This is a genomic window from Hymenobacter psoromatis (genome assembly GCF_020012125.1).
GTDB classification, from domain to species: domain Bacteria; phylum Bacteroidota; class Bacteroidia; order Cytophagales; family Hymenobacteraceae; genus Hymenobacter; species Hymenobacter psoromatis.
Map to the genome: position 1 here is coordinate 737,982 of NZ_JAIFAG010000001.1, position 17,585 is coordinate 755,566.

Annotated in this window: 17 protein-coding genes and 1 riboswitch; of the genes, 10 read left to right on the forward strand and 7 right to left on the reverse strand. The window is 61.6% G+C overall.

All coding sequences use genetic code 11. The features are described 5' to 3' along the window. The first annotated feature begins 200 nt into the window (after positions 1-200). Positions 201-2,684 (forward strand): TonB-dependent receptor, encoded by a 2,484-nt coding sequence (locus LC531_RS03100; RefSeq protein ID WP_223648862.1) that lies wholly within the window; start codon positions 201-203, stop codon positions 2,682-2,684. A 180-nt stretch (positions 2,685-2,864) separates the two neighbouring features. Here LC531_RS03100 and LC531_RS03105 read toward each other — a convergent pair whose 3' ends face one another. From LC531_RS03105 to LC531_RS03115, 3 genes are all read right to left on the reverse strand, one after another. Beyond that, positions 2,865-4,760, reverse strand: coding sequence for a chloride channel protein (locus LC531_RS03105; RefSeq protein WP_223648863.1), 1,896 nt, complete (start codon positions 4,758-4,760; stop codon positions 2,865-2,867). A 222-nt stretch (positions 4,761-4,982) separates the two neighbouring features. Beyond that, the gene (locus LC531_RS03110; protein ID WP_223648864.1) at positions 4,983-5,336 is read right to left on the reverse strand and encodes a hypothetical protein; all 354 of its coding nucleotides are present in this window, start codon (positions 5,334-5,336) and stop codon (positions 4,983-4,985) included. Then, on the reverse strand, positions 5,333-6,457 hold the full coding sequence (locus LC531_RS03115) for an XdhC family protein (RefSeq protein ID WP_223648865.1): 1,125 nt from the start codon (positions 6,455-6,457) through the stop codon (positions 5,333-5,335). Before LC531_RS03115 ends, LC531_RS03110 begins: the two co-directional genes overlap by 4 nt. A gap of 353 nt (positions 6,458-6,810) precedes the next feature. Between LC531_RS03115 and LC531_RS03120 the strand changes: the two genes are divergently transcribed. From LC531_RS03120 to LC531_RS03130, 3 genes are all read left to right on the forward strand, one after another. After that, positions 6,811-7,047, forward strand: coding sequence for a hypothetical protein (locus tag LC531_RS03120; protein ID WP_223648866.1), 237 nt, complete (start codon positions 6,811-6,813; stop codon positions 7,045-7,047). Between the two features lie 49 nt (positions 7,048-7,096). Continuing rightward, positions 7,097-7,321: a hypothetical protein gene (locus LC531_RS03125; protein WP_223648867.1), complete on the forward strand. Its 225-nt coding sequence runs from the start codon at positions 7,097-7,099 to the stop codon at positions 7,319-7,321. Between the two features lie 227 nt (positions 7,322-7,548). Next, positions 7,549-7,851, forward strand: a complete 303-nt coding sequence (locus LC531_RS03130; protein WP_223648868.1) for a hypothetical protein — start codon at positions 7,549-7,551, stop codon at positions 7,849-7,851. 62 nt (positions 7,852-7,913) lie between these two features. Here the strand turns inward: LC531_RS03130 and LC531_RS03135 are convergent, their stop codons facing one another. Genes LC531_RS03135 through LC531_RS03145 form a run of 3 tightly spaced genes read right to left on the reverse strand, consistent with a single transcriptional unit; the run spans position 7,914 to position 11,813 of the window. Further along, positions 7,914-10,181 (reverse strand): xanthine dehydrogenase family protein molybdopterin-binding subunit, encoded by a 2,268-nt coding sequence (locus tag LC531_RS03135; RefSeq protein ID WP_223648869.1) that lies wholly within the window; start codon positions 10,179-10,181, stop codon positions 7,914-7,916. Positions 10,182-10,186: 5 nt separating this feature from the next. Then, positions 10,187-11,212: an FAD binding domain-containing protein gene (locus tag LC531_RS03140; protein WP_223648870.1), complete on the reverse strand. Its 1,026-nt coding sequence runs from the start codon at positions 11,210-11,212 to the stop codon at positions 10,187-10,189. Positions 11,213-11,225: 13 nt separating this feature from the next. Then, complete coding sequence (locus LC531_RS03145) at positions 11,226-11,813, reverse strand: (2Fe-2S)-binding protein (RefSeq protein ID WP_223648871.1); 588 nt, start codon at positions 11,811-11,813, stop codon at positions 11,226-11,228. Positions 11,814-12,163: 350 nt separating this feature from the next. Continuing rightward, a riboswitch (SAM riboswitch) is annotated at positions 12,164-12,281 on the forward strand. 132 nt (positions 12,282-12,413) lie between these two features. Between LC531_RS03145 and LC531_RS03150 the strand changes: the two genes are divergently transcribed. Together LC531_RS03150 and LC531_RS03155 are read left to right on the forward strand one after the other, a co-directional pair. After that, positions 12,414-13,646, forward strand: coding sequence for a homoserine dehydrogenase (locus LC531_RS03150; protein WP_223648872.1), 1,233 nt, complete (start codon positions 12,414-12,416; stop codon positions 13,644-13,646). 29 nt (positions 13,647-13,675) lie between these two features. Further along, positions 13,676-14,713, forward strand: coding sequence for a Gfo/Idh/MocA family oxidoreductase (locus tag LC531_RS03155; RefSeq protein ID WP_223648873.1), 1,038 nt, complete (start codon positions 13,676-13,678; stop codon positions 14,711-14,713). Positions 14,714-14,792: 79 nt separating this feature from the next. Here the strand turns inward: LC531_RS03155 and LC531_RS03160 are convergent, their stop codons facing one another. Further along, a complete protein-coding gene (locus LC531_RS03160) occupies positions 14,793-15,098 on the reverse strand; it encodes a GNAT family N-acetyltransferase (RefSeq protein WP_223648874.1) in 306 nt (101 codons plus the stop codon). Positions 15,099-15,264: 166 nt separating this feature from the next. On the opposite strand from LC531_RS03160, the gene LC531_RS03165 reads away from it, so the two are divergent. The 4 genes from LC531_RS03165 (at position 15,265) to LC531_RS03180 (ending at position 17,366) form a co-directional block, all read left to right on the forward strand. Then, positions 15,265-15,747 (forward strand): hypothetical protein, encoded by a 483-nt coding sequence (locus tag LC531_RS03165; protein WP_223648875.1) that lies wholly within the window; start codon positions 15,265-15,267, stop codon positions 15,745-15,747. A gap of 5 nt (positions 15,748-15,752) precedes the next feature. Continuing rightward, positions 15,753-16,100: a hypothetical protein gene (locus tag LC531_RS03170; RefSeq protein WP_223648876.1), complete on the forward strand. Its 348-nt coding sequence runs from the start codon at positions 15,753-15,755 to the stop codon at positions 16,098-16,100. A gap of 113 nt (positions 16,101-16,213) precedes the next feature. Next, positions 16,214-16,780, forward strand: coding sequence for a hypothetical protein (locus tag LC531_RS03175; protein WP_223648877.1), 567 nt, complete (start codon positions 16,214-16,216; stop codon positions 16,778-16,780). 34 nt (positions 16,781-16,814) lie between these two features. Then, entirely contained in the window at positions 16,815-17,366 is a 552-nt protein-coding gene (locus tag LC531_RS03180) for a hypothetical protein (RefSeq protein ID WP_223648878.1), read from the forward strand. The last annotated feature ends 219 nt before the right edge of the window (positions 17,367-17,585 follow it).

Genomic DNA, 17,585 nt, shown 5'->3' on the forward strand with positions numbered 1-17,585 from the left:
TAAATACTGGCCAGAATAAGTAGACGCGTTCATCAGCTTAAAAGTAGCGCAGTAGGAAAAATAGTGCCGCATCGTTGCGCAGCATTTACCAGTGCCCAGCAAAAGTAGCGGCCAGCTGCCAGCAGGCTTTTACTACCCACGGCCCAAAATCCCCACAGAATCGGCCGGTACTTTTGCGCTTTATTCAGAGGTTGCTATCCATGTTGTTTATTACCAAAAGCACCGCGCCGCTACCCCTGCTGGCGCTGCTGAGCGTGCCCGCGCTGGCCCAAACGAGCGCCGTGCGCGGTACCCTGCTCGACGCTACCACCGGCCAGCCCATTCCCTTCGCCTCCGTGGTGCTGCTGCGCCTACCCGATTCCACGGCCGTGACCGATGCGCAGACCACCGAAGCCGGGGTTTTTGCGCTCGAAAAGCTGCGGCTCGGCGCCTACGTGCTGCGGGCCAACGTGCTGGGCTACCGCGTGGGCCAGCGCGAAGTGAGCCTCACCAGCGCCGCGCCGGCGGCGCAGCTTGGCAGCCTGCGCCTGCGCCCGGCCGCCACCCGGCTCACCGAAGTGGTGGTGACGGCCGAGCGGCCCCCCGTGAGCACCGGCCTCGACAAGCGGGTGGTGAACGTGGCCAAGGACCTCACCGCCGTGGGCGGCACCGCCACCGACGTGCTCCAAAACGTGCCCTCGGTGGCCGTGGACCAGACCGGGGCCATCAGCCTGCGCGGCAAAAGCGGCGTCACTATCTTCATCGACGGCAAGCCCACCGGGGCGGCGGGCGGCGCGGGCGGCGGCAGCCTCGACCAGATTCCGGCCAGCAGCATCGACCGCATCGAGGTTATTACCAACCCCTCGGCGCGCTACGACGCGGCCGGCTCGGCGGGCATTATCAATATCATTCTCAAGAAAAACCAGCGCGATGGCCTCAATGGCGTGGCTTCGGGAGGGGTAGGCACGCGCAACAAATACAACACCTCACTCACGCTCAACTACCGCAAAGGCAAGCTGAACCTGTTTGGCTCGTATGATTTTCGGCGCGACCCGCGCTTCACCAATGGCAGCCTCGACCAGACCACTACTGGCCCGGTGCTTGACCCCGCCACCGGCCAGCCCACCACCACCGACCACACGCTGCTGCTGCACCAGGGCCGCCAGGGCCAGACCGCCCAAACTTCGCACGCCGTGCGCGTGGGTCTGGAATACGCCCTACCCCACGACCAGACCCTGACGCTGGCCGCGCAGCCGCGCTTCAATACCTACCAGAACGACGAAACCATCCTGTCGCGCCAGCAGGACCAGACGCTCAACCAGCCGGTGTACGTGGGTACCAGCGACCGCCAGAACGCTAGCCTGGGCCACAATAAGTCGGCCGATTTTACCTTCGACTACCGCCGCGTGTGGCCCGCCCGGCCCGGCCGCGAGCTGACGGCCGGGGCCGTGTACACGCCCCTTTCGGCCGACAACGCCCTAGCCGCCAACCTGCGCTACCTCGGCGATGGCGGACTGGCTACTCAGCAGCAGACCTTCCATACCTACCTGCACCAGGGCGCGGCGCAAGTCGATTTTACGCAGCCGCTGGGCGAGAAGGGCCGCTTTGAAACCGGGGCCAAGAGCACCTGGCAGCGCTCCGACAACCGCTATGATTTCAGCAGTACCGCCACCAGCGCCAGCCCGGCGCTGGCGCAACAGTCGGTTTTTTTGTACCAGGAATACGTGCAGGCGCTCTACGCCAGCCTGGGCGGCGAGCTGGGCAAGCTGCGCTACCAGGGCGGCCTGCGCCTGGAGCAAACCAACACCCACGGCCAGCAGCAGCTCACGGGCCAGGAGTTCCGGCGCAGCTACCTCAACCTGTTTCCGAGCGGCACGCTGGCCTACGGGCTGCCCCGCGAGCAGCAGGTGCAGCTTAGCTACTCGCGCCGAGTGCAGCGCCCCAACCAGGGCGAGCTGAATCCCTTTCTGGACCGCTCCGACCCGCTGAACCTGCGCGCCGGCAACCCCGCCCTGCTGCCCGAATATGAAGGCCAGGCCGAGCTGGGCTACCAAAAAGGCTTCGCCAACAAAGCATCGGTGGCCGTGACAGGCTTTTATAGTCTTGAAAAACAAACGATTACCAGCTTCCGTCAGGTTATCAGCGACCCGCTCACCGGCTACCAAGTCACGAGCACTACCCGCCTCAATATCGGTCAGGAAACCAACTACGGGCTGGAATTGGTAGGCTCCCTACCCCTCGCCGCGTGGTGGAAGCTGAGCGGCTCGGCTTCCACCTTCCGCCGCCTCGTGCGCACCACGTTGCTGGCCTCCGACTACACCAACAGCAACATCGTGGGCATGGCCCGCCTCAACTCAACCTTCACGCCTATGAAGAAGCTCGATATTCAGGTGTCGCTCAACTACCGCTCGCCGGTGGTCACGGCCCAGGGCCGCCGCCTCACGTCGTTCAACACCGACCTGGCCGCCAAGTATACCCTCCTGCCCGACAACCGGGGCACCATCACCCTGCGCGTGTCGGACGTATTTAATACGCTGCAATACAACTTCTTGGCCTACGCCCCCGGCCTCGACTCGCAGAGCTACAACAAGCGCGAGTCGCGCGTGGCGTTCCTCAATTTCAGTTACCGCTTCGGCCGCGACGGCGAAGCCGCGAAATCCAAGCGTAAGGAGGAAAAGGACGATGCTGGCCGGGGCTTTGAGTAAACAGTAAGATTTACATAAAGCCGTTTGTCCTTGCGAGCGCAGCGCGGCAGTCGCTCCAGAACGAATGACGAACGAGCTAGCGGAACGAGCGGTGCGGGTCTCGTTCTGGGGCGATTGTCGCGCTGCGCTCGCAAGGACAAACGGCTTTTACGTCAGCCCGACCAGCAGTGAGGGGTAGGGCTACGCCTCCGTACGCTGCTTCTGAAACAGCGCCTGGCCGCGTAGCAGCACCCGCAGGCTTTTGCGCTTGAGCAAAATGTGCGGCACCATTTTGCTGTCGTCCTCCAGGCGGTTTTTGTAAGCGGCGAGGATGTCGCGGTACGAGATAACGCCGCTGACCTGCGGCAGCTTGCCGGCCGATACCACCGGCAGCACGTCCACGTTTTCGCGGGCCATGTGTTCCACGGCCGTGCGCAGCGAATCGGTGGCCAGCACGGCGGTTGTGCGCGGCTGCAGCAGCGTGCTGATGGGCGCGTTGTCGTCGGCGTGCCAGCCGGCCAGCGTCACCAGGCTCACGATGTCGGCGAAGGTACCGTCGGGGTGTACTGTCACCAAGTGGGGAGTAGTACGCTCGGAGTCGGGCTCGCGCTCGCTCCACGCGCGCACCTCGCCAATGGTATTGTCTGTGCTGATGGCCAGCATATTGCCTTGCAGCACGCGCTCCACGTTCACTTTGTCAAGCAGGTCGGGCTCGTAGTCCACGGGCGTTTTAACGCCGCGGCGGGCTATTTTCTCGGTCATAATGGTGTTGCCCATCAGCAGAAACGACACCAGGTAGGCCGCCGTGCAGGCCCCCAGCAGCGGCAGTAGCGCCGAGGCCTGCCCCGTAGCCTCCACCGCAAACACGATGGAGGTCAGCAGCGCCCGCGACGCACCCGCGAACATGGCGGCCATGCCCACCAGTGCCGCCAGCGGCAGCACGATATCGGAAGCCGGAAAAAAATGCTGAATAGCCAGCCCCAGCAGCGCTCCCAGCGCCCCGCCAATGGTGAGCAGCGGGGCCAGCGTGCCGCCCGAGGTGCCGCTGCCCAGGGCAATTGACCAGGACGTAAATTTCAGAAAGCACAAGCCCAGCAGCAGCGCTAAAGGCGCGGTGCCCGACAGCACGGCCGTGATATTCTCGTAGCCCACGCCCAGCGTGTGCGGCGCGAAATAGCCAATAATGCCCACCGCCAGCCCGCCCAGCGCCGGGCACCACGCCCAGTGAATGGGTAGCTCTTCAAACAGGTCTTCGATATAATAAGTCAGCTTGGTAACGCCCACCGAAAGCAGACCAACTAGCAGGCCGATAGCACTATACGTGGCCAGCGCGGGGTTACTGGGCGCGGCCACCGCCGGCATCGGAAACACCGGGCCGGCCTCGAATAGGAGGTGGTGGCCGGCCGCGCCCGTCACGCACGCCAGCGCCACGGGCAGCAGCGAGCGGGGCGAAAACTCGAACAGCAGCAGCTCAATAGCCAAAAAAACCGCCGCGATGGGCGTGCCGAAAATGGCCGCCATGCCCGCCGTAGCACCCGCCGCCAGCAGCACCTTGCGCTCGTGGTGCGTCACCTTGATGAGCTGCCCCAGGGTGGAGCCCAGCGCGCCGCCCGTGGCGATAATCGGCCCCTCGGCCCCAAACGGCCCGCCCGTGCCAATGGCCACCGCCGCCGACAGCGGCTTGAGGTACATAATGGCCGGCTTAATACGGCTCTGGTTGGTCAGAATCTGCTCCATCGCCTCCGGGATGCCGTGGCCCCGAATGGCCTTGGAGCCGTAAATAGCCATCAGCCCCACCACCAGCCCGCCAATAGCTGGCATGGCTATTACCCACAGGCCCAGGTGATTATCAGCCGGGCTATGGTAAATGATGGAGGCCTCGCCGTGAAAAACCAGGTTGGTTACCAGATTAATCAAATAAACCAGCCCCCGCGCCACGATGCTGATAGTAATGGCCACCAGCACCGCCAGCGCCGAAATGCGCAGCAGGCGCTGCTTGTCGGGCGCAACGCGCGGCCGCACGCCATCGTCGGCCAAAGTAGGGTCCAGGGAAGGCGCAATCGGGATGCCCACGTGGGCCAGCTCAGCGTGTCTCATAAGACAAAGTTCTACGTTGCCTTCGCAGGAACAGATGAAGCGCAGTCAGATGCGCGCTTATCCAACGCAAGTAAGCCGCCATAGGATTCAGAAAACCAGGGCAGCTCCCCAGTCCGTTAGCTGGGCTTAGCGCGCCGGAGGGGGGTAGGGACCCTTCGCGCCACCCCGTCCCGGCTGCTCGCTGCGCTCGCGCCCGAAACATGGAAAGTTCGCGCTACGGCGCTAATACCGGCAGTCGGTCCAGTGCACGAGCTGCCCCCGGAAGGGTAGGGGCTGGTCGGCGAAAAAAGCCAGTAGTCCGGCCGTTGTTTCGAAGCCATCGGCCTGAGCCAACGTCAGCAGCTCGGAGGGGGGTAGGGGGCGGCCGTCCACGCGCAGCTCGGTGGCCGTCAGCTCGATTTCCTGCACCAGCAGCACCGGCAAAGGCGGCCAGAACTCGTAGTGGTTGGGCTGGTGGGCGCGGGCGCAAAACTGCGCCACCGCGCCCGCCCGCCACCGCTGGCCCGCCCGAATAGTATGCACCTTGGTGCCCGCGATGATGGCCGGAATAAACGACTCGTTGAACCCCAGTATCATACACTGGCCGGAATATGCACTGTGCCCGCCCGCTCGCGCAAAGGCCGCCCCTGCCGCCCACTGTGCTGCGCCTGAATCTCAGCCACAATAGCCAGGGCAATTTCCTCCGGCGTTTCACTGCCCAAATCCAGCCCAATGGGGCTGTGCAAACGCTCGCGCAAGTGCTGCACCAGCGCGGCCGGAAATGCAGCCAGCTCCTCCAGCAGGCGCTGGGCCTTGAGGCGCGGCCCCAGTAGGCCAATGTAGGGCGCGGGCGAGGCCAGCAGCGTTTGCAGCGCGGCCAGGTCGTAGGCGTAGTTGTGGCTGAGCAGCACGTGGTAGGCCAGCGGGTCGGGCGTGGCCGTTTCCAGCTCGCGCACGGGCGTGAGGCGCACCTCGGCGGCTTCGGGGAAGCGCAGGGGGGTAGGGAGGTGGGGCCGGCCATCGACCACCGTAATGTGCCAGCCCAGCGAGGCGGCCAGGCGCACCAGCGGCTGGGCGTCGTTGCCGGCCCCGTACACCACCAGGCGCAGCGGCGGCCGCAGCACTTCCAGCGACGCCCGCACCGGGCCGGCGTCGGTGTCGAGGTCCAGCACCCGAGGCTGGCCCAGCGCCAGCGTGGCGCGGGCGGCCTCGGCCAGCGGGGCGGCCAGCAGCGGCGTGCCGCGCACTACCCCCGCTTCGGTGAGCAGCACGCGCTGGCCTACGGCGGCTTTCAATCCGCTGGCATCGGTGGCAAACACGGTGGCCAGCACGGCGGGGGTAGGGTGCCGGGCAAAGTCGCGCAACAGCTCTAGCGGGTTATCGGCATTGGTAAAATCCAGCGGCTCCAGCAGGATGCGCACCACGCCCTGGCAGCCGGGGCCGAGGCCGTGGCGCGGGTCGTCCTCGTCGCGCGTGTCGTAGGTCACGAGCGCCGGCTCACCCTGAAAAATGGCCCGCCGCGCCCGCTGCCGCGCATCGCCCTCCAGGCAGCCGCCGCTAATGGCCCCGGTCAGCTCGCCGTCTTCGGTCACGAGCATCCGCGCCCCCGGCCGCCGGTAGGCCGAGCCAATGACCTCAACCACCGTGGCCAGCGCGCAGGGCTGGCGCGCGGCGCGGTGCTGGTCGTAGGCGAGGAAGAGGCGTTGGAGTTCAGTCATGGCGGGAAAAAGGCCGGTTGGGGCAGTACGCCCGGCGGCGCGGCCGGGTTATGCAAACCGTTGGCCCGCGCCCGCGGTTTCAAAAGCCGCGGGTAAAACCTGCTCCAAAACGACCTACCCCCCAGCACCGCCGTCGATGTCGTGGACATCCACGCCAGCATGAACAGCGGCGCGCTGGGCGAGGATTACGAGCAGCACAAGCCCCCGCTGGGCCAGGTGAAGCTGGAGGAGTTCGCGAAGGAGTTCGCGGCGGCTTTTTGAGGGGGTAGGGCAGAGGATAAGCAAAAGCGCCCCGTAACCTTGTGGTTGCGGGGCGCCTTCGCAGTAACTTTAAGCATTCAACAACAACTGCCATGACGATAAGCAAGCAGGCAATTATCGACCGCACCATCAAAGCCGTTAATTTGCTTCCCGCCGATAAAGCCGAAGAAATTTCTGACTTCGCCGACTTCGTAAGCAAGTGCTACGAGGAGCAGCAGCTGGCGCAGGGAATCCAGAAGCTAGCCGCCGAAAGCCAGGCTTTTGATTTCCTCAAAGATGAAGAAGACTTATACACCGAAGCCGACTTAAAAGAAGTGTACAATGGGTAAGGGCGACGTCGTACGAACAATTATAGGAAAATCAACGTAAATTTGAAGTATGAAAAAAGGAAGAATCTCGCTGTCAGCAGTGCGAAGTGCCAATGGTAAGTTGGTTTCTGGAAGCGGAAAATCCGCTCACATTGTTTCCGATAATTCAAGAAACGGCGCACTAATATTTAGCGCTGTTTATGTTGGAAAATCTTATGACCTTAATATTTCTAAAGATGCAATTAAGAGTGCATATGCAGAATCGCGCGCTAAAACTATAATGAAAGAAAAATAGATATGGAAAGAAAATTTAGTTTTTTATACTCTGAGTTTGTTGAAGATGAGAATGATATGATTGGGCATATAGCCTATAGTCTTTACAAATCTAATAAAATATAATATATTAAGCAGTATAAAATTGATAATGAAGATGGTGAGCTGACAGAAGATGCTCTAGAAGCATTTCATAAGGTTTCTAAAACTACTATTCCTGCCTTGAAGATTCAGGCAGAGTAAATACTATTGAATTTTACGCAGTTTACTTTAGATGAAACAGTTGCTGAAATAGAAGAAAGAATTAAAGCGAATCAGGAAAATAAACTTAAAGAAATAATTAGCCCAATTATTCCAAAAAGCAAAAGTCCTTGGGATGGATTTTGGATGTCAGTTTTAGTAAAAGGGGTTCAAACAGCTGTTGTCGGTTTTGTCATATTTTTAATAGTATTTGCGGCTTCAGCTAATAAAACAGGTCTTTGGAATGCTGTAAGAGGTTTGATTCCTGACCCCGATAAAGCTAGTTCAAATCAGACAAGACTGACTCACTGAAACAAAAAACCGCCCCGCAGCCAATTGGCTGCGGGGCGGTTTCGTTTGCTGCTACTTGCTACTTACAGCAGCTTATCAATCGTTATCGGCAACTCCCGCACGCGTTTGCCGGTGGCGTGGTACACGGCATTGGCCACGGCCGCCGCGACGCCCAGCATGCCGATTTCGCCCACGCCTTTTACGCCGATGGGGCTGGCGATGTCGTCTTCCTCCTCCACGAAAATCACGTCGATTTTGTGAATGTCGGCGTTTACCGGGATGTGGTACTCGGCGTAGTTGTGGTTCATGTAGCGGCCCTGCACGTTGTCGAGGTAGGCCTCTTCCATCAGGGCCATGCCGATGCCCCAGACCGTACCGCCGAGTACCTGGCTACGGGCGGTTTTGGGGTTTAGGATGCGGCCGGCGGCCACGGCGTTCACCACGCGGGTGACGTGCACGGTGCCCAGTTCCTCGTCCACTTTCACCTCTACGAAGGCCGCGTTGTGCGAGTGCATCGAGTATTTCAGCATGTTGGCGGGGTTGGGGCCGGCTTTGCCATCGGCCTCAATCTTGGCCTCGCCGCTGGCTTGTAGAATATCCTGGATGGCCACCGACATGCGGATGTCCTCGTTGGCGCGAATGTGGCCGTCCACGAACTGCACGTTCTCGAAATCGAGGCCGTCCAGTGGGGATTTGTCCATCTTCTGGGCCAGCTTGAGCAGCTTCTTGCCTACTTCCTCGCAGGCGTTTTTTACGGCCGCGCCGACTGAGTTGGCGGTCCAGGAGCCACCTTGAATAGGGGCGGTGGGGTATTCCGTATCGCCCAGGTTGAACTTCACCTGCTCCATGGGCAGGCCCAGGGTTTGGGCGGCCATCTGGGTCATAATCACGTAGGTACCCGCGCCCTGGTCGTTGGTGGCGCTGTTTACGGTGAGGGTGCCGTCGGCTTTCAGGATGGCCTTGGCGGCGGCTTTTTGCATGGAGGCATCCCAGCAGCCGGTGGCCATGCCCCAGCCCACCAGCAGGTCACCGTCGCGCATCGAGCGGGGCTCGGGGGTACGCTGGTCCCAGCCGAAGCGGGCGGCGCCTTCGTGGTAGCAGTCAAGCAAGCGCTTGCTGCTGAAAGGCTTGTTCTCGGTGGGGTCCTCGTAGGTATAGTTCAGCAAGCGGAACTGCAAGGGGTCCACCTTGGCCTCATACGAGAGCTCATCCACGGCGCTTTCGATGGCAAACGAGCCGGTGGCCGCGCCGGGGGCGCGCATGTCGGCGGGCGTATCCACGTCGAGCCGGGCCAGTTGGTAAGCAAACTTGCTGTTGGGCGTTTTATACAGAATGCCCGACCAGTTGACCACCGTTTCGGTTTCGGCCTCATACTGCGAGGTTTCGGCAAACGCGTTGTGCTCCAGCGATTGCAGGTAGCCCTGGTCGTCGGCCGCCAGCTTGATGTCTTGAATGGTGTGCGGCCGGTGGCCCAGGCCAAACATCTGCGAGCGCGTGAGCGACACCCGCACCGAATGCTCCAGCTCCAGCGCGGCCAGCACCCCCAGAAAAACCTGGTACTGCGGCCGCAAGCCCGCGCCAAAACCGCCGCCGGTGAACTTCGAAATAACTCGCGCTTCCTCGTTGCTCAGCCCAAAAATCTTGGCGAGGTATTGCTGCACGTTGGGCGCACCCTGCGTTTTGTCGTAGATTTTCAACTTTTTACCATCGCCCAGCCACTCTACGGTGGAGGCAAACATCTCCATCGGGTTGTGGTGCTGCGCGTGGTGTGTGTACTCGCCCGCAATCTTATGCGGTGCCTCGGCGTAGGCCTTGTTGGCGTCGCCCTTGGGCTTGGGAGGGGGTAGGAAACCGGTTTTGCCCTTGGGCGCGTCAAAGGCTTCGCCGCGCGCTTTTTCAAGGTCGGTGTTGTGCTCGGCCACCTCGTATTCTACCCGCAGAATGGACGCCGCATAGCGCGCCAGCTCGAACGTTTCGGCAATGACCAGCGCCACCGGCTGCTGGCTGAATAGGATTTCGGCATTGTGCAGCGGCCGAAACGGCGAGCCGCCGGGCGCTACGTCATCTTTGTAGGAGCGGTCGAACCAGGCCAGCGAGGGCACATTCTCGTACGAAAATATCTGCTTCACGCCGGGTAGGGCCAGCACCGGCGCGGTGTCGATTTTTATGATTTTGCCCTTCGTGATGGGGCTGGTTACCACGTAGCCGTACCACAAATCGGGCACGTTGAATTCGGCGGCGTAAGTGGCCGAGCCCGATACTTTGGCCGGGCCTTCGGGGCGGCTGATGGGGCGGCCCACTACGTCGGAGTTCAGGCGTACGGTGGGCGGGGTGGCGATAGTCTGACTCATATAGCTTACGGATTAGAATTTAGGAAAGCGGTTGAATCAAGCTCCTGGCTCATCTCGGTGGCCTGCTTGAGGGCGCGCACGATGGCGCGGCGACCCAGCTCGATTTTGAACGAATTAGGCCCGTAACCCTTGGCCTCGGCAAATACCTTGGCTGCCACCTGCCGAAACAAATCGGGCGAAGCCGACTGGCCTTCCAGCATCTTTTCGGCCTCCTGGTCGCGCCAGGGCTTGTGGGCCACGCCGCCCAGCGCAAAGCGGGCCTTTTTGATGGTGTTACCCTCCATTTCCAGGCCCACCGCCACGCTCACCAGCGCAAAGGCGTAGCTGGCCCGGTCGCGCAGCTTGAGGTAGGTAAAGTTCTTCTCAAACCCGCGCTTGGGCAGGTCGATGGCCGTTACTAGCTCACCAGGCTTCAGCGTGTTGTCCAACTCCGGCTGGTCGCCCGGCAGTCGGTGAAAGTCCTCAAACTTGATGGTACGCTCGCCGGCGGGGCCTTCCACACGCACCACGGCCTCCAGTGCCGCCAGGGCCACGCACATATCGGAGGGGTGGGTAGCGATGCAGCTCTCCGAGGTACCCAGCACGCCGCACACCCGGTTGAAGCCCCCGATGGCCGAGCAGCCGGTGCCCGGCTCGCGCTTATTGCAGGGGGTAGCGAGGTCGTAGAAATAGTAGCAGCGGGTGCGCTGCAAGAGGTTGCCGCCGTCGGTGGCCATGTTACGCAGCTGCGGCGTGGCCCCAGCCAATATCGTCTGGCTCAGCAGGGGGTAGCGCGCCTGCACCTGCTCGTCGTAGGCAGTGGCCGAGTTGGTGGCGAGGGCGCCCAGGCGCAGGCCACCATCGGGCAGCGCCTCGATGCGGCTCAGCGGCAGGTGGCCGAGGCTGGTGAGGTGGGTAGGGCGGGCCACGTTGTACTTCATCAGGTCGATGAGGTTGGTGCCGCCGCCCAGATAGGCGGCGCCGTCGTGGCTGGTATTATCGGCCACGGCCGCCTGCACGGCCTCGGCTTGGGTGAGGGTGAAGCTGTTCATAAAGGGCTGCTAATTAGTTGACTGAGCTGGCGGCGGTGGGCTGCGCTGGAATGGTAACCAGCGTGCCGTTATCGACCACCACCTTACCATCGCACAGCACTTCCATCACGGCCGACAGAATATTGGTGTAGGCTCCGCAGCGGCAGAGGTTGCCGCTCATCAGCTCGCGCACTTCGTCGGCGGTTTTGGCGCGGCCCTCGTTGATGAGGCCCTGGGCCGAGCAAATCTGGCCAGGGGTGCAGTAGCCGCACTGAAAGGCGTCGTGGTCGATAAACGCCTGCTGCAAGGGCGAGAGGTTGTCGGCGCTGCCCAGGCCCTCAATGGTCTGAATAGCCTTGCCTTGGTACACCGTGGCTAGGGCCAGGCAGGAGTTGATGCGCTGGCCATCGACGAGCACGGTGCACGAGCCGCACTGGCCGTGGTCGCAGCCTTTTTTGGTGCCGGTCAGGTTCAGGTACTCGCGCAGGGCGTCGAGCAGGCTGGTCCAGGGCGCGATGTGGAGGGTGTGGTCCTGGCCATTCACGCGCAGCGTCACGGGCTGGGTGGGCACCAGGGCAGGCGGCGTTTTATCGAGCAGCTGTTGGATGAAATGTGGGCTCATACAGCGGTAAGTAAGAAATAGTGGCTTTGGCAGCCGGGAGTTTACAGTGCTAATCCCTACGCATCAAGAGGTTGGTTTGATGTTTTTATTAGTCTAAATAAGCGTATCAACTAATCTTAAGGTAGAATTAAGTCTTGAAAATCAATAGTACAGCTTGTTTGCTGCCGAGCTAGATTATTTGCAAAAAGGCCGTATCAGCCTACGTGCTATAAGTCGTTGTATTCGAGCGGGTATAGCGCACTCTTTCACGGGTGCCTATGCTCTGGCCGGTGGTCGGCGGCCTCCCTACCCCCTTCGCTCGGCCCGAAGCCGGCGGCCGGGCTACCTTTACGGCGCTCCCTCACCGGGGGCCCTTATCAAGAAAGGCGGAGGGACAGGCCCTGCGATGCCTTAGCAACCGGTAGCAATACGAGGTGCTAATTCCTGTTTCGAGGCGCGGCACCAGCCCGGCTCGGAAGAAGATAAGCCAAAAGTGCCCGCGTTGGCGGTAGCTCTTCTGACTTGTCGGGAGGGCTTTTTTTAAGCTTTTCCGGGAAGAAAACTTGATGCGTGGCTGGGTGGGGGAGGAGTCGTTTTAGTCCGCTACCCCCTTCTTTTTATATGACCCGCACCAACCTCCACATTGGTCTTTTTGGCTTTGGCGTCGTGGGCCAGGGCCTGCACGCCGTGCTGGAACGCACGCCCGGCCTGCGCGCCCGTATTGGCCGCATCGCGGTGAAAAACCGCCAGAAGCACCGCTCGCTACCCGCCGGGCTATTCACTTTCGACAAAAATGACCTGCTGGCCGACCCCGACCTCACGGTTATTGTGGAGCTGATTGACGATGCCGACGAAGCCTACCTCATCGTGAAGGAAGCGTTGTGGCGCGGCAAAGCCGTGGTAACGGCGAACAAAAAAATGCTGGCCGAGCACCTGCCCGAACTCATTGAAATTCAGCGCCAGACTGGCACGCCCCTGCTATACGAGGCGGCGGCCTGCGCCAGCCTGCCCGTCATCCGCAACCTAGAAGAATATTACGATACCGACCTACTGGAATCGGTGGAGGGCATTATTAACGGCTCGACCAACTACATTCTCACGGCTATGAGCCGCGACGGGCAGCCCTACGCCGCTGCCCTGGCCAGGGCGCAGGAACTGGGCTTTGCTGAAAGCAACCCGGCCCTCGACGTGGAGGGCTTCGACGCCCGCAATAAGCTGGTGCTGCTGCTGGCCCACGCCTTCGGTGCGGTGGTGGCCCCGACTGATTTATTGGCTGTGGGTATCACCGGCATCAGCGAGCGGGCCACGGCCTACGCCCGCGAGCAGGGCCTGATAATCAAGCTGGTAGCGGAGGCGCGGCGGCTGCCCGGCGGCGGGCTGGCGGCGGCCGTGCTACCCACCCTGGTGCGCCCCGGCCACGAGCTGGCGGGCGTGCACGACGAGTTCAACGGTCTCGTGATGCAGAGCGGCTTTGCCGACCGGCAGTTCTTTCTGGGGCGCGGGGCGGGGGCGTTTCCCACCGCCTCGGCCGTGCTCAGCGACCTCTCGGCGCTCACCTACGGCTACCGCTACGCCTACAAGAAAATTCATCAGCATGCTCACCTCGCCCTCGCCCCCGATGCGGCCGAAGTGGACGTGCTCGTGACCTTCGGCACCGAAGCCGCGCCCGACAAGGCCGATTTTAGCGCCGTGCACGAAGAGCTTCGCTCGGCTACGCGGGGCAATTACCTCACCGGCACCATCGGGCTGGGCCAGCTGGCGCGGGCCGCGTGGCTGCGTGCGCCTGGTGTAGGCGTGGTGCGGCTGGCCGCGCCGCTGCGGGCCGCTGTGGCGGTTCCCGAGCTGGTAGCTTAGCGCCCCAGCCGCGCTGCCTACATTTGGGCATGACCCCTACTTCTTCCGATTTGCCCATTGTCACGGGTTTGCTGGCCTACGGCATGTCCGGCAAGGTATTTCACGCTCCCTTTCTGGCGCTGCACCCCGGCTTCGAGCTGCGGGCAGTGGCCGAGCGCCACGAGCAGCGCATGGTCGCCGACTACCCTGGCATCATTTCCTGCCCCAGCACCGAGGCACTGCTCACCGACCCGGCCATTGAGCTGGTGGTGGTGAATACGCCCAACGATACCCACTACGACCTCAGCCGCCAGGCGCTGCTGGCCGGCAAGCACGTGCTGCTAGAAAAGCCAGTGGCTACCACCGTGGCCCAGTGGCACGAGCTAACCGCCCTGGCCCGGCAGCAGGGGCGCCGGCTGCTGGCCTATCAAAACCGGCGCTGGGATACCGACTTCGGCGCCGTGCGCCGGGTAGTGGAAAGCGGGCAGCTGGGCCGCCTCATCGAGGTGCACTTTCGCTATGACCGTTACCGGCCGGCCATCGGGCCCAAGGTATTTAAGGAAACCGACCGGCCGGGGGCGGGCCTGCTCTTCGACTTGGGGCCACACCTCGTGGACCAGGCCATCAGCTTGTTTGGTAAGCCGTTGTCGTTTGAGAAAACGCTCGGCCGCCATCGCTACGGCACGCAGGTACCCGATTATTTTGCCATCCAGCTGCACTACCCCCACGACCTGAACGTGTGGCTGACCGCCGGCATGCTCGTGGCCGACCCCGGCCCCGCCTTCGTGTTGCACGGTACCCTGGGCAGCTACCGCAAGGACCGCACCGACCCGCAGGAAGCCCAGCTGCTGGCCGGCATCAAGCCCGACAACCCCGCCTACGGCCACGAGCGCGTGGCCGACCAGCCCGGCCGCCTCGTGCTCGCCGACCCCGCGGGCCACAACCACTTGCTACCCCCCTTGGCCGACGTGGCCGCGCCCAGCAGCTACCTCGGGCTGTTTGAGGCTGTGTACCAGGCCATCCGCCACGGCCAGCCCTACCCCATCACCGATGAGGAGCTGGAGTGGCAATTGGAGGTAATAGCGTGATGAGGGCGTAGGGAAAGAACGTCATGCTGATGAAGGAAGCAGCTCACCCGCGTAAGTAATCAATGCCGTTTGAGGTTAGTTACGCGGGCGAGCTGCTTCCTTCGTCAGCATGACGTTCTTTCCCTACTCCCTGCTCCCTATTTTTTTGCACATAAGCCTGCATAAATTCGCAGCTGGTGCGTACACGCAAGTGCTGCTGACGGGCGTAGGCCAGGCCGGCCTGGGCCAGCTGCTCGGCTAGGCCCTGGCCGCGCTGCGCCTCGGGTACGAAGGTGTGCACGAAGTCAATAACGCCCGGCTCGGGCAGGGTATACACCAACTCGGCCGGCTGGGCGGCGGGGCCGCTGGTGAAGCGGTTACCCGCCGCATCGTGTTGAATAGCCATTAAGGAGGGGGGTAGGGGGCCGTGAGCGGGCCCGATGGAACGCCGCTTTACGGCGATGCCGCAAAAAACGCGCCCCCAACCCGGAGAATCAGCAACGCGAACCGGCCAAATGCAGTAAACAGGCAGCTAGCCGCTGGCTGACTTTCCCACCGACCTTTTTCTTCCCATGAGCACTTCCCCTGCCTCCGATTCGGCCGACCGCGACCAGCGGCCCGCCGGCCAACAGGACCGCGCCGCCACCGCCCACCTCAACCCCGACGAGCAAGTTACCCAGGCCGAGGCGGGCACCCCGGCCTACGGCGATTTTGGCAAGCCCAACGAAACGGAACCTGCCACGCCCCCAGCCAGTAATGACGGTAGCAACGATAACCCCGACGAATTCAGCGAGCTTCGTAAGCCTGCTACTCCACCCACGGCTTCCCAAAACCCCGGCTACCAGCCCAACGGCGAGCCCGATGCGCCCAGCGCCGGCCCCCAGCGCGGCCACGCTAAGCAAAATGAGGACCCCGAGTCAGTAGTAGCTGCGAAGGATGCCGATGCCGACGTGCAGCGCACTGCTTGGGCCGACGATGACCGCCGCTACGCCGGGGGTAAGCCCCACGCTACCTGGCAAGAAGTAAACGACCAGGAACACCCTAATAAAGACTAATTCGTATGGCCTCTATCCCGCAAGTAGCCCCCGGCAACGACCTCAATGGTAAAGCCGCCGCTCAACCCAAAAATGAAGACTCAAAAGACGCGCGTACCGCCACCGAAAAGGAATCGGACATCTTCCTGAACCGCGAAACGGCCGGTCAGGTTTTCGACGACAACAGCGGCCAGCAAATGGCCGACATGATGGACGATTCGATGCGCTCTGATATGCAGGCCCCGATGGGCCCCGCACCCGCTTCGGCCGAAAACATGCCCGACGAGCTATCGAATCCCAGCGAAGCTAGCTTCACGCTTCCCGAAACGCAGCACCAGGGCAAAACCCTGACTGCAGAAGGCGACGCGGAATAGCCTCCGCTAAGTTATACGAAGAGCCCGTGGCCAATTGGCCACGGGTTTTTTTGTGCATTTTGGCTTCGGCCGGCATCGGGGGGTAGGATAGTAAAAGCTGCCCGCTGTTGCTTATGCTGGTTCCGCGCCGGGTGCGTCGTCGGTTGACTTGTTGGGACATGTTGCCGTCCGGCTGGTTTGCTGTTTGGTTTCTAATGCTATTGGGATTTTGTAAAGTAGGATTTCCAGAGCCTCCGGAATCGCCAGAAACAGGAATTTTATGGCCTACGCCAATTGGTGGTTCCTGTGATGGAGGAATGTTGCGGTTAACCTTACTCCCGCTCAACCCGGATTCTGCTGAGCGAAGGCAAATTGGAATACCCTACAAAACTCCAGCTGAGCTTGACACTATCCGGCCGTGGCACGAAGTCGAATTTACGGGCCGGGCCATTGACGATTTTATTGCTTTCGAGCGTGTTATTCAGTCCGTGAAAGCTGTTCAGTCCGATACCAGTCACGAAGGTGGCATTCGGATTCGCTTTCGGCGGCACGCTACGTTCAGCAGCCTGGTAGCAGCTTTGGATGTGATGGCCATTCTTAACTCAAAACGGTACTGGCTCGACACTAAACATAAACCGCTAACATTGTACGTCATAACTAATAAGCCTGAACACAACTTGGTGCAGCCAATATTTCTGTAAATTTTGTTCGCAAATTGCTTATTATTAATATGTTATGTCCGCCCTACCTCCTGCTCTGCGCCGCGCCCTACTCGACCTGCCGCAAAAAGAAAAAGACCAGCTCCTAACCCGCCTCGTGGCCCAGGACGCGGTGCTGACCGAGCAACTCGCCTACCGCCTGCTCGAAGGCCCCGAGGCGCTGGAAAACCGCCGCGCCACCCTGCGCCAGCAGGTGGACGACCCCGTGCGCGGGTTCCACCAAACGCCTAACGACCTGCTGGTTATCCTGCGGCAGCTGCAGGCGCGGCTAGCCTACCACACCCGCATCACGGAGGATGCCTTTGGCGAAGTGGAGCTGAGCCTGCGGCTGCTGGCCAACGTGCTACGCCACCAGCCGGCGCTGGTGGCGCGGCTGCACGGCCCTACCCAGCCGCTGCTTCAGCACCTGGTGCGCCGTACCCAGGAAACTCTGCGGCAAGCCGAAAAGCTGCACCCCGACTACCACCTGGAGCTAGCTGAAATAGCCCAGGCCGTGTTGGCGGGTTTGTTTACCAGCGGGGCGGCTCCGCTGGCCCGCGAAGCTGGCTTACCCGCCAGCTGGGAGTAGGGCCAGTAACGCTGTTAGGGGATGAAGTGCCCGCAGTACGAGACCGCAGAGCGGGGGTAGGACTGACGCGGTCGCGAAAAAAGCAGTGAGGCAAACTGCAACTTTCAGCCGGCAAAAATATGGCCTGAAAGGCCGGATTTTTGCGACGCGAATAGGCAGTTTCTTCGTGGGTAAGCGGCCGCCGCGATTTACCTTTACCAGGATTTATTCATCGTTCAA

Bases quoted from the DNA above. Each gene is read 5' to 3' on its own strand.
- LC531_RS03150 (WP_223648872.1), top strand. From the start codon at position 12,414: ATGACCCGCACCAACCTCCACATTGGTCTTTTTGGCTTTGGCGTCGTG.
- LC531_RS03180 (WP_223648878.1), top strand. From the start codon at position 16,815: ATGTCCGCCCTACCTCCTGCTCTGCGCCGCGCCCTACTCGACCTGCCG.
- LC531_RS03160 (WP_223648874.1), bottom strand. From the start codon at position 15,098: ATGGCTATTCAACACGATGCGGCGGGTAACCGCTTCACCAGCGGCCCC.
- LC531_RS03110 (WP_223648864.1), bottom strand. From the start codon at position 5,336: ATGATACTGGGGTTCAACGAGTCGTTTATTCCGGCCATCATCGCGGGC.
- LC531_RS03155 (WP_223648873.1), top strand. From the start codon at position 13,676: ATGACCCCTACTTCTTCCGATTTGCCCATTGTCACGGGTTTGCTGGCC.
- LC531_RS03115 (WP_223648865.1), bottom strand. From the start codon at position 6,457: ATGACTGAACTCCAACGCCTCTTCCTCGCCTACGACCAGCACCGCGCC.
- LC531_RS03105 (WP_223648863.1), bottom strand. From the start codon at position 4,760: ATGAGACACGCTGAGCTGGCCCACGTGGGCATCCCGATTGCGCCTTCC.
- LC531_RS03170 (WP_223648876.1), top strand. From the start codon at position 15,753: ATGGCCTCTATCCCGCAAGTAGCCCCCGGCAACGACCTCAATGGTAAA.
- LC531_RS03125 (WP_223648867.1), top strand. From the start codon at position 7,097: ATGAAAAAAGGAAGAATCTCGCTGTCAGCAGTGCGAAGTGCCAATGGT.
- LC531_RS03175 (WP_223648877.1), top strand. From the start codon at position 16,214: ATGCTGGTTCCGCGCCGGGTGCGTCGTCGGTTGACTTGTTGGGACATG.
- LC531_RS03145 (WP_223648871.1), bottom strand. From the start codon at position 11,813: ATGAGCCCACATTTCATCCAACAGCTGCTCGATAAAACGCCGCCTGCC.
- LC531_RS03135 (WP_223648869.1), bottom strand. From the start codon at position 10,181: ATGAGTCAGACTATCGCCACCCCGCCCACCGTACGCCTGAACTCCGAC.
- LC531_RS03165 (WP_223648875.1), top strand. From the start codon at position 15,265: ATGAGCACTTCCCCTGCCTCCGATTCGGCCGACCGCGACCAGCGGCCC.
- LC531_RS03140 (WP_223648870.1), bottom strand. From the start codon at position 11,212: ATGAACAGCTTCACCCTCACCCAAGCCGAGGCCGTGCAGGCGGCCGTG.
- LC531_RS03120 (WP_223648866.1), top strand. From the start codon at position 6,811: ATGACGATAAGCAAGCAGGCAATTATCGACCGCACCATCAAAGCCGTT.
- LC531_RS03100 (WP_223648862.1), top strand. From the start codon at position 201: ATGTTGTTTATTACCAAAAGCACCGCGCCGCTACCCCTGCTGGCGCTG.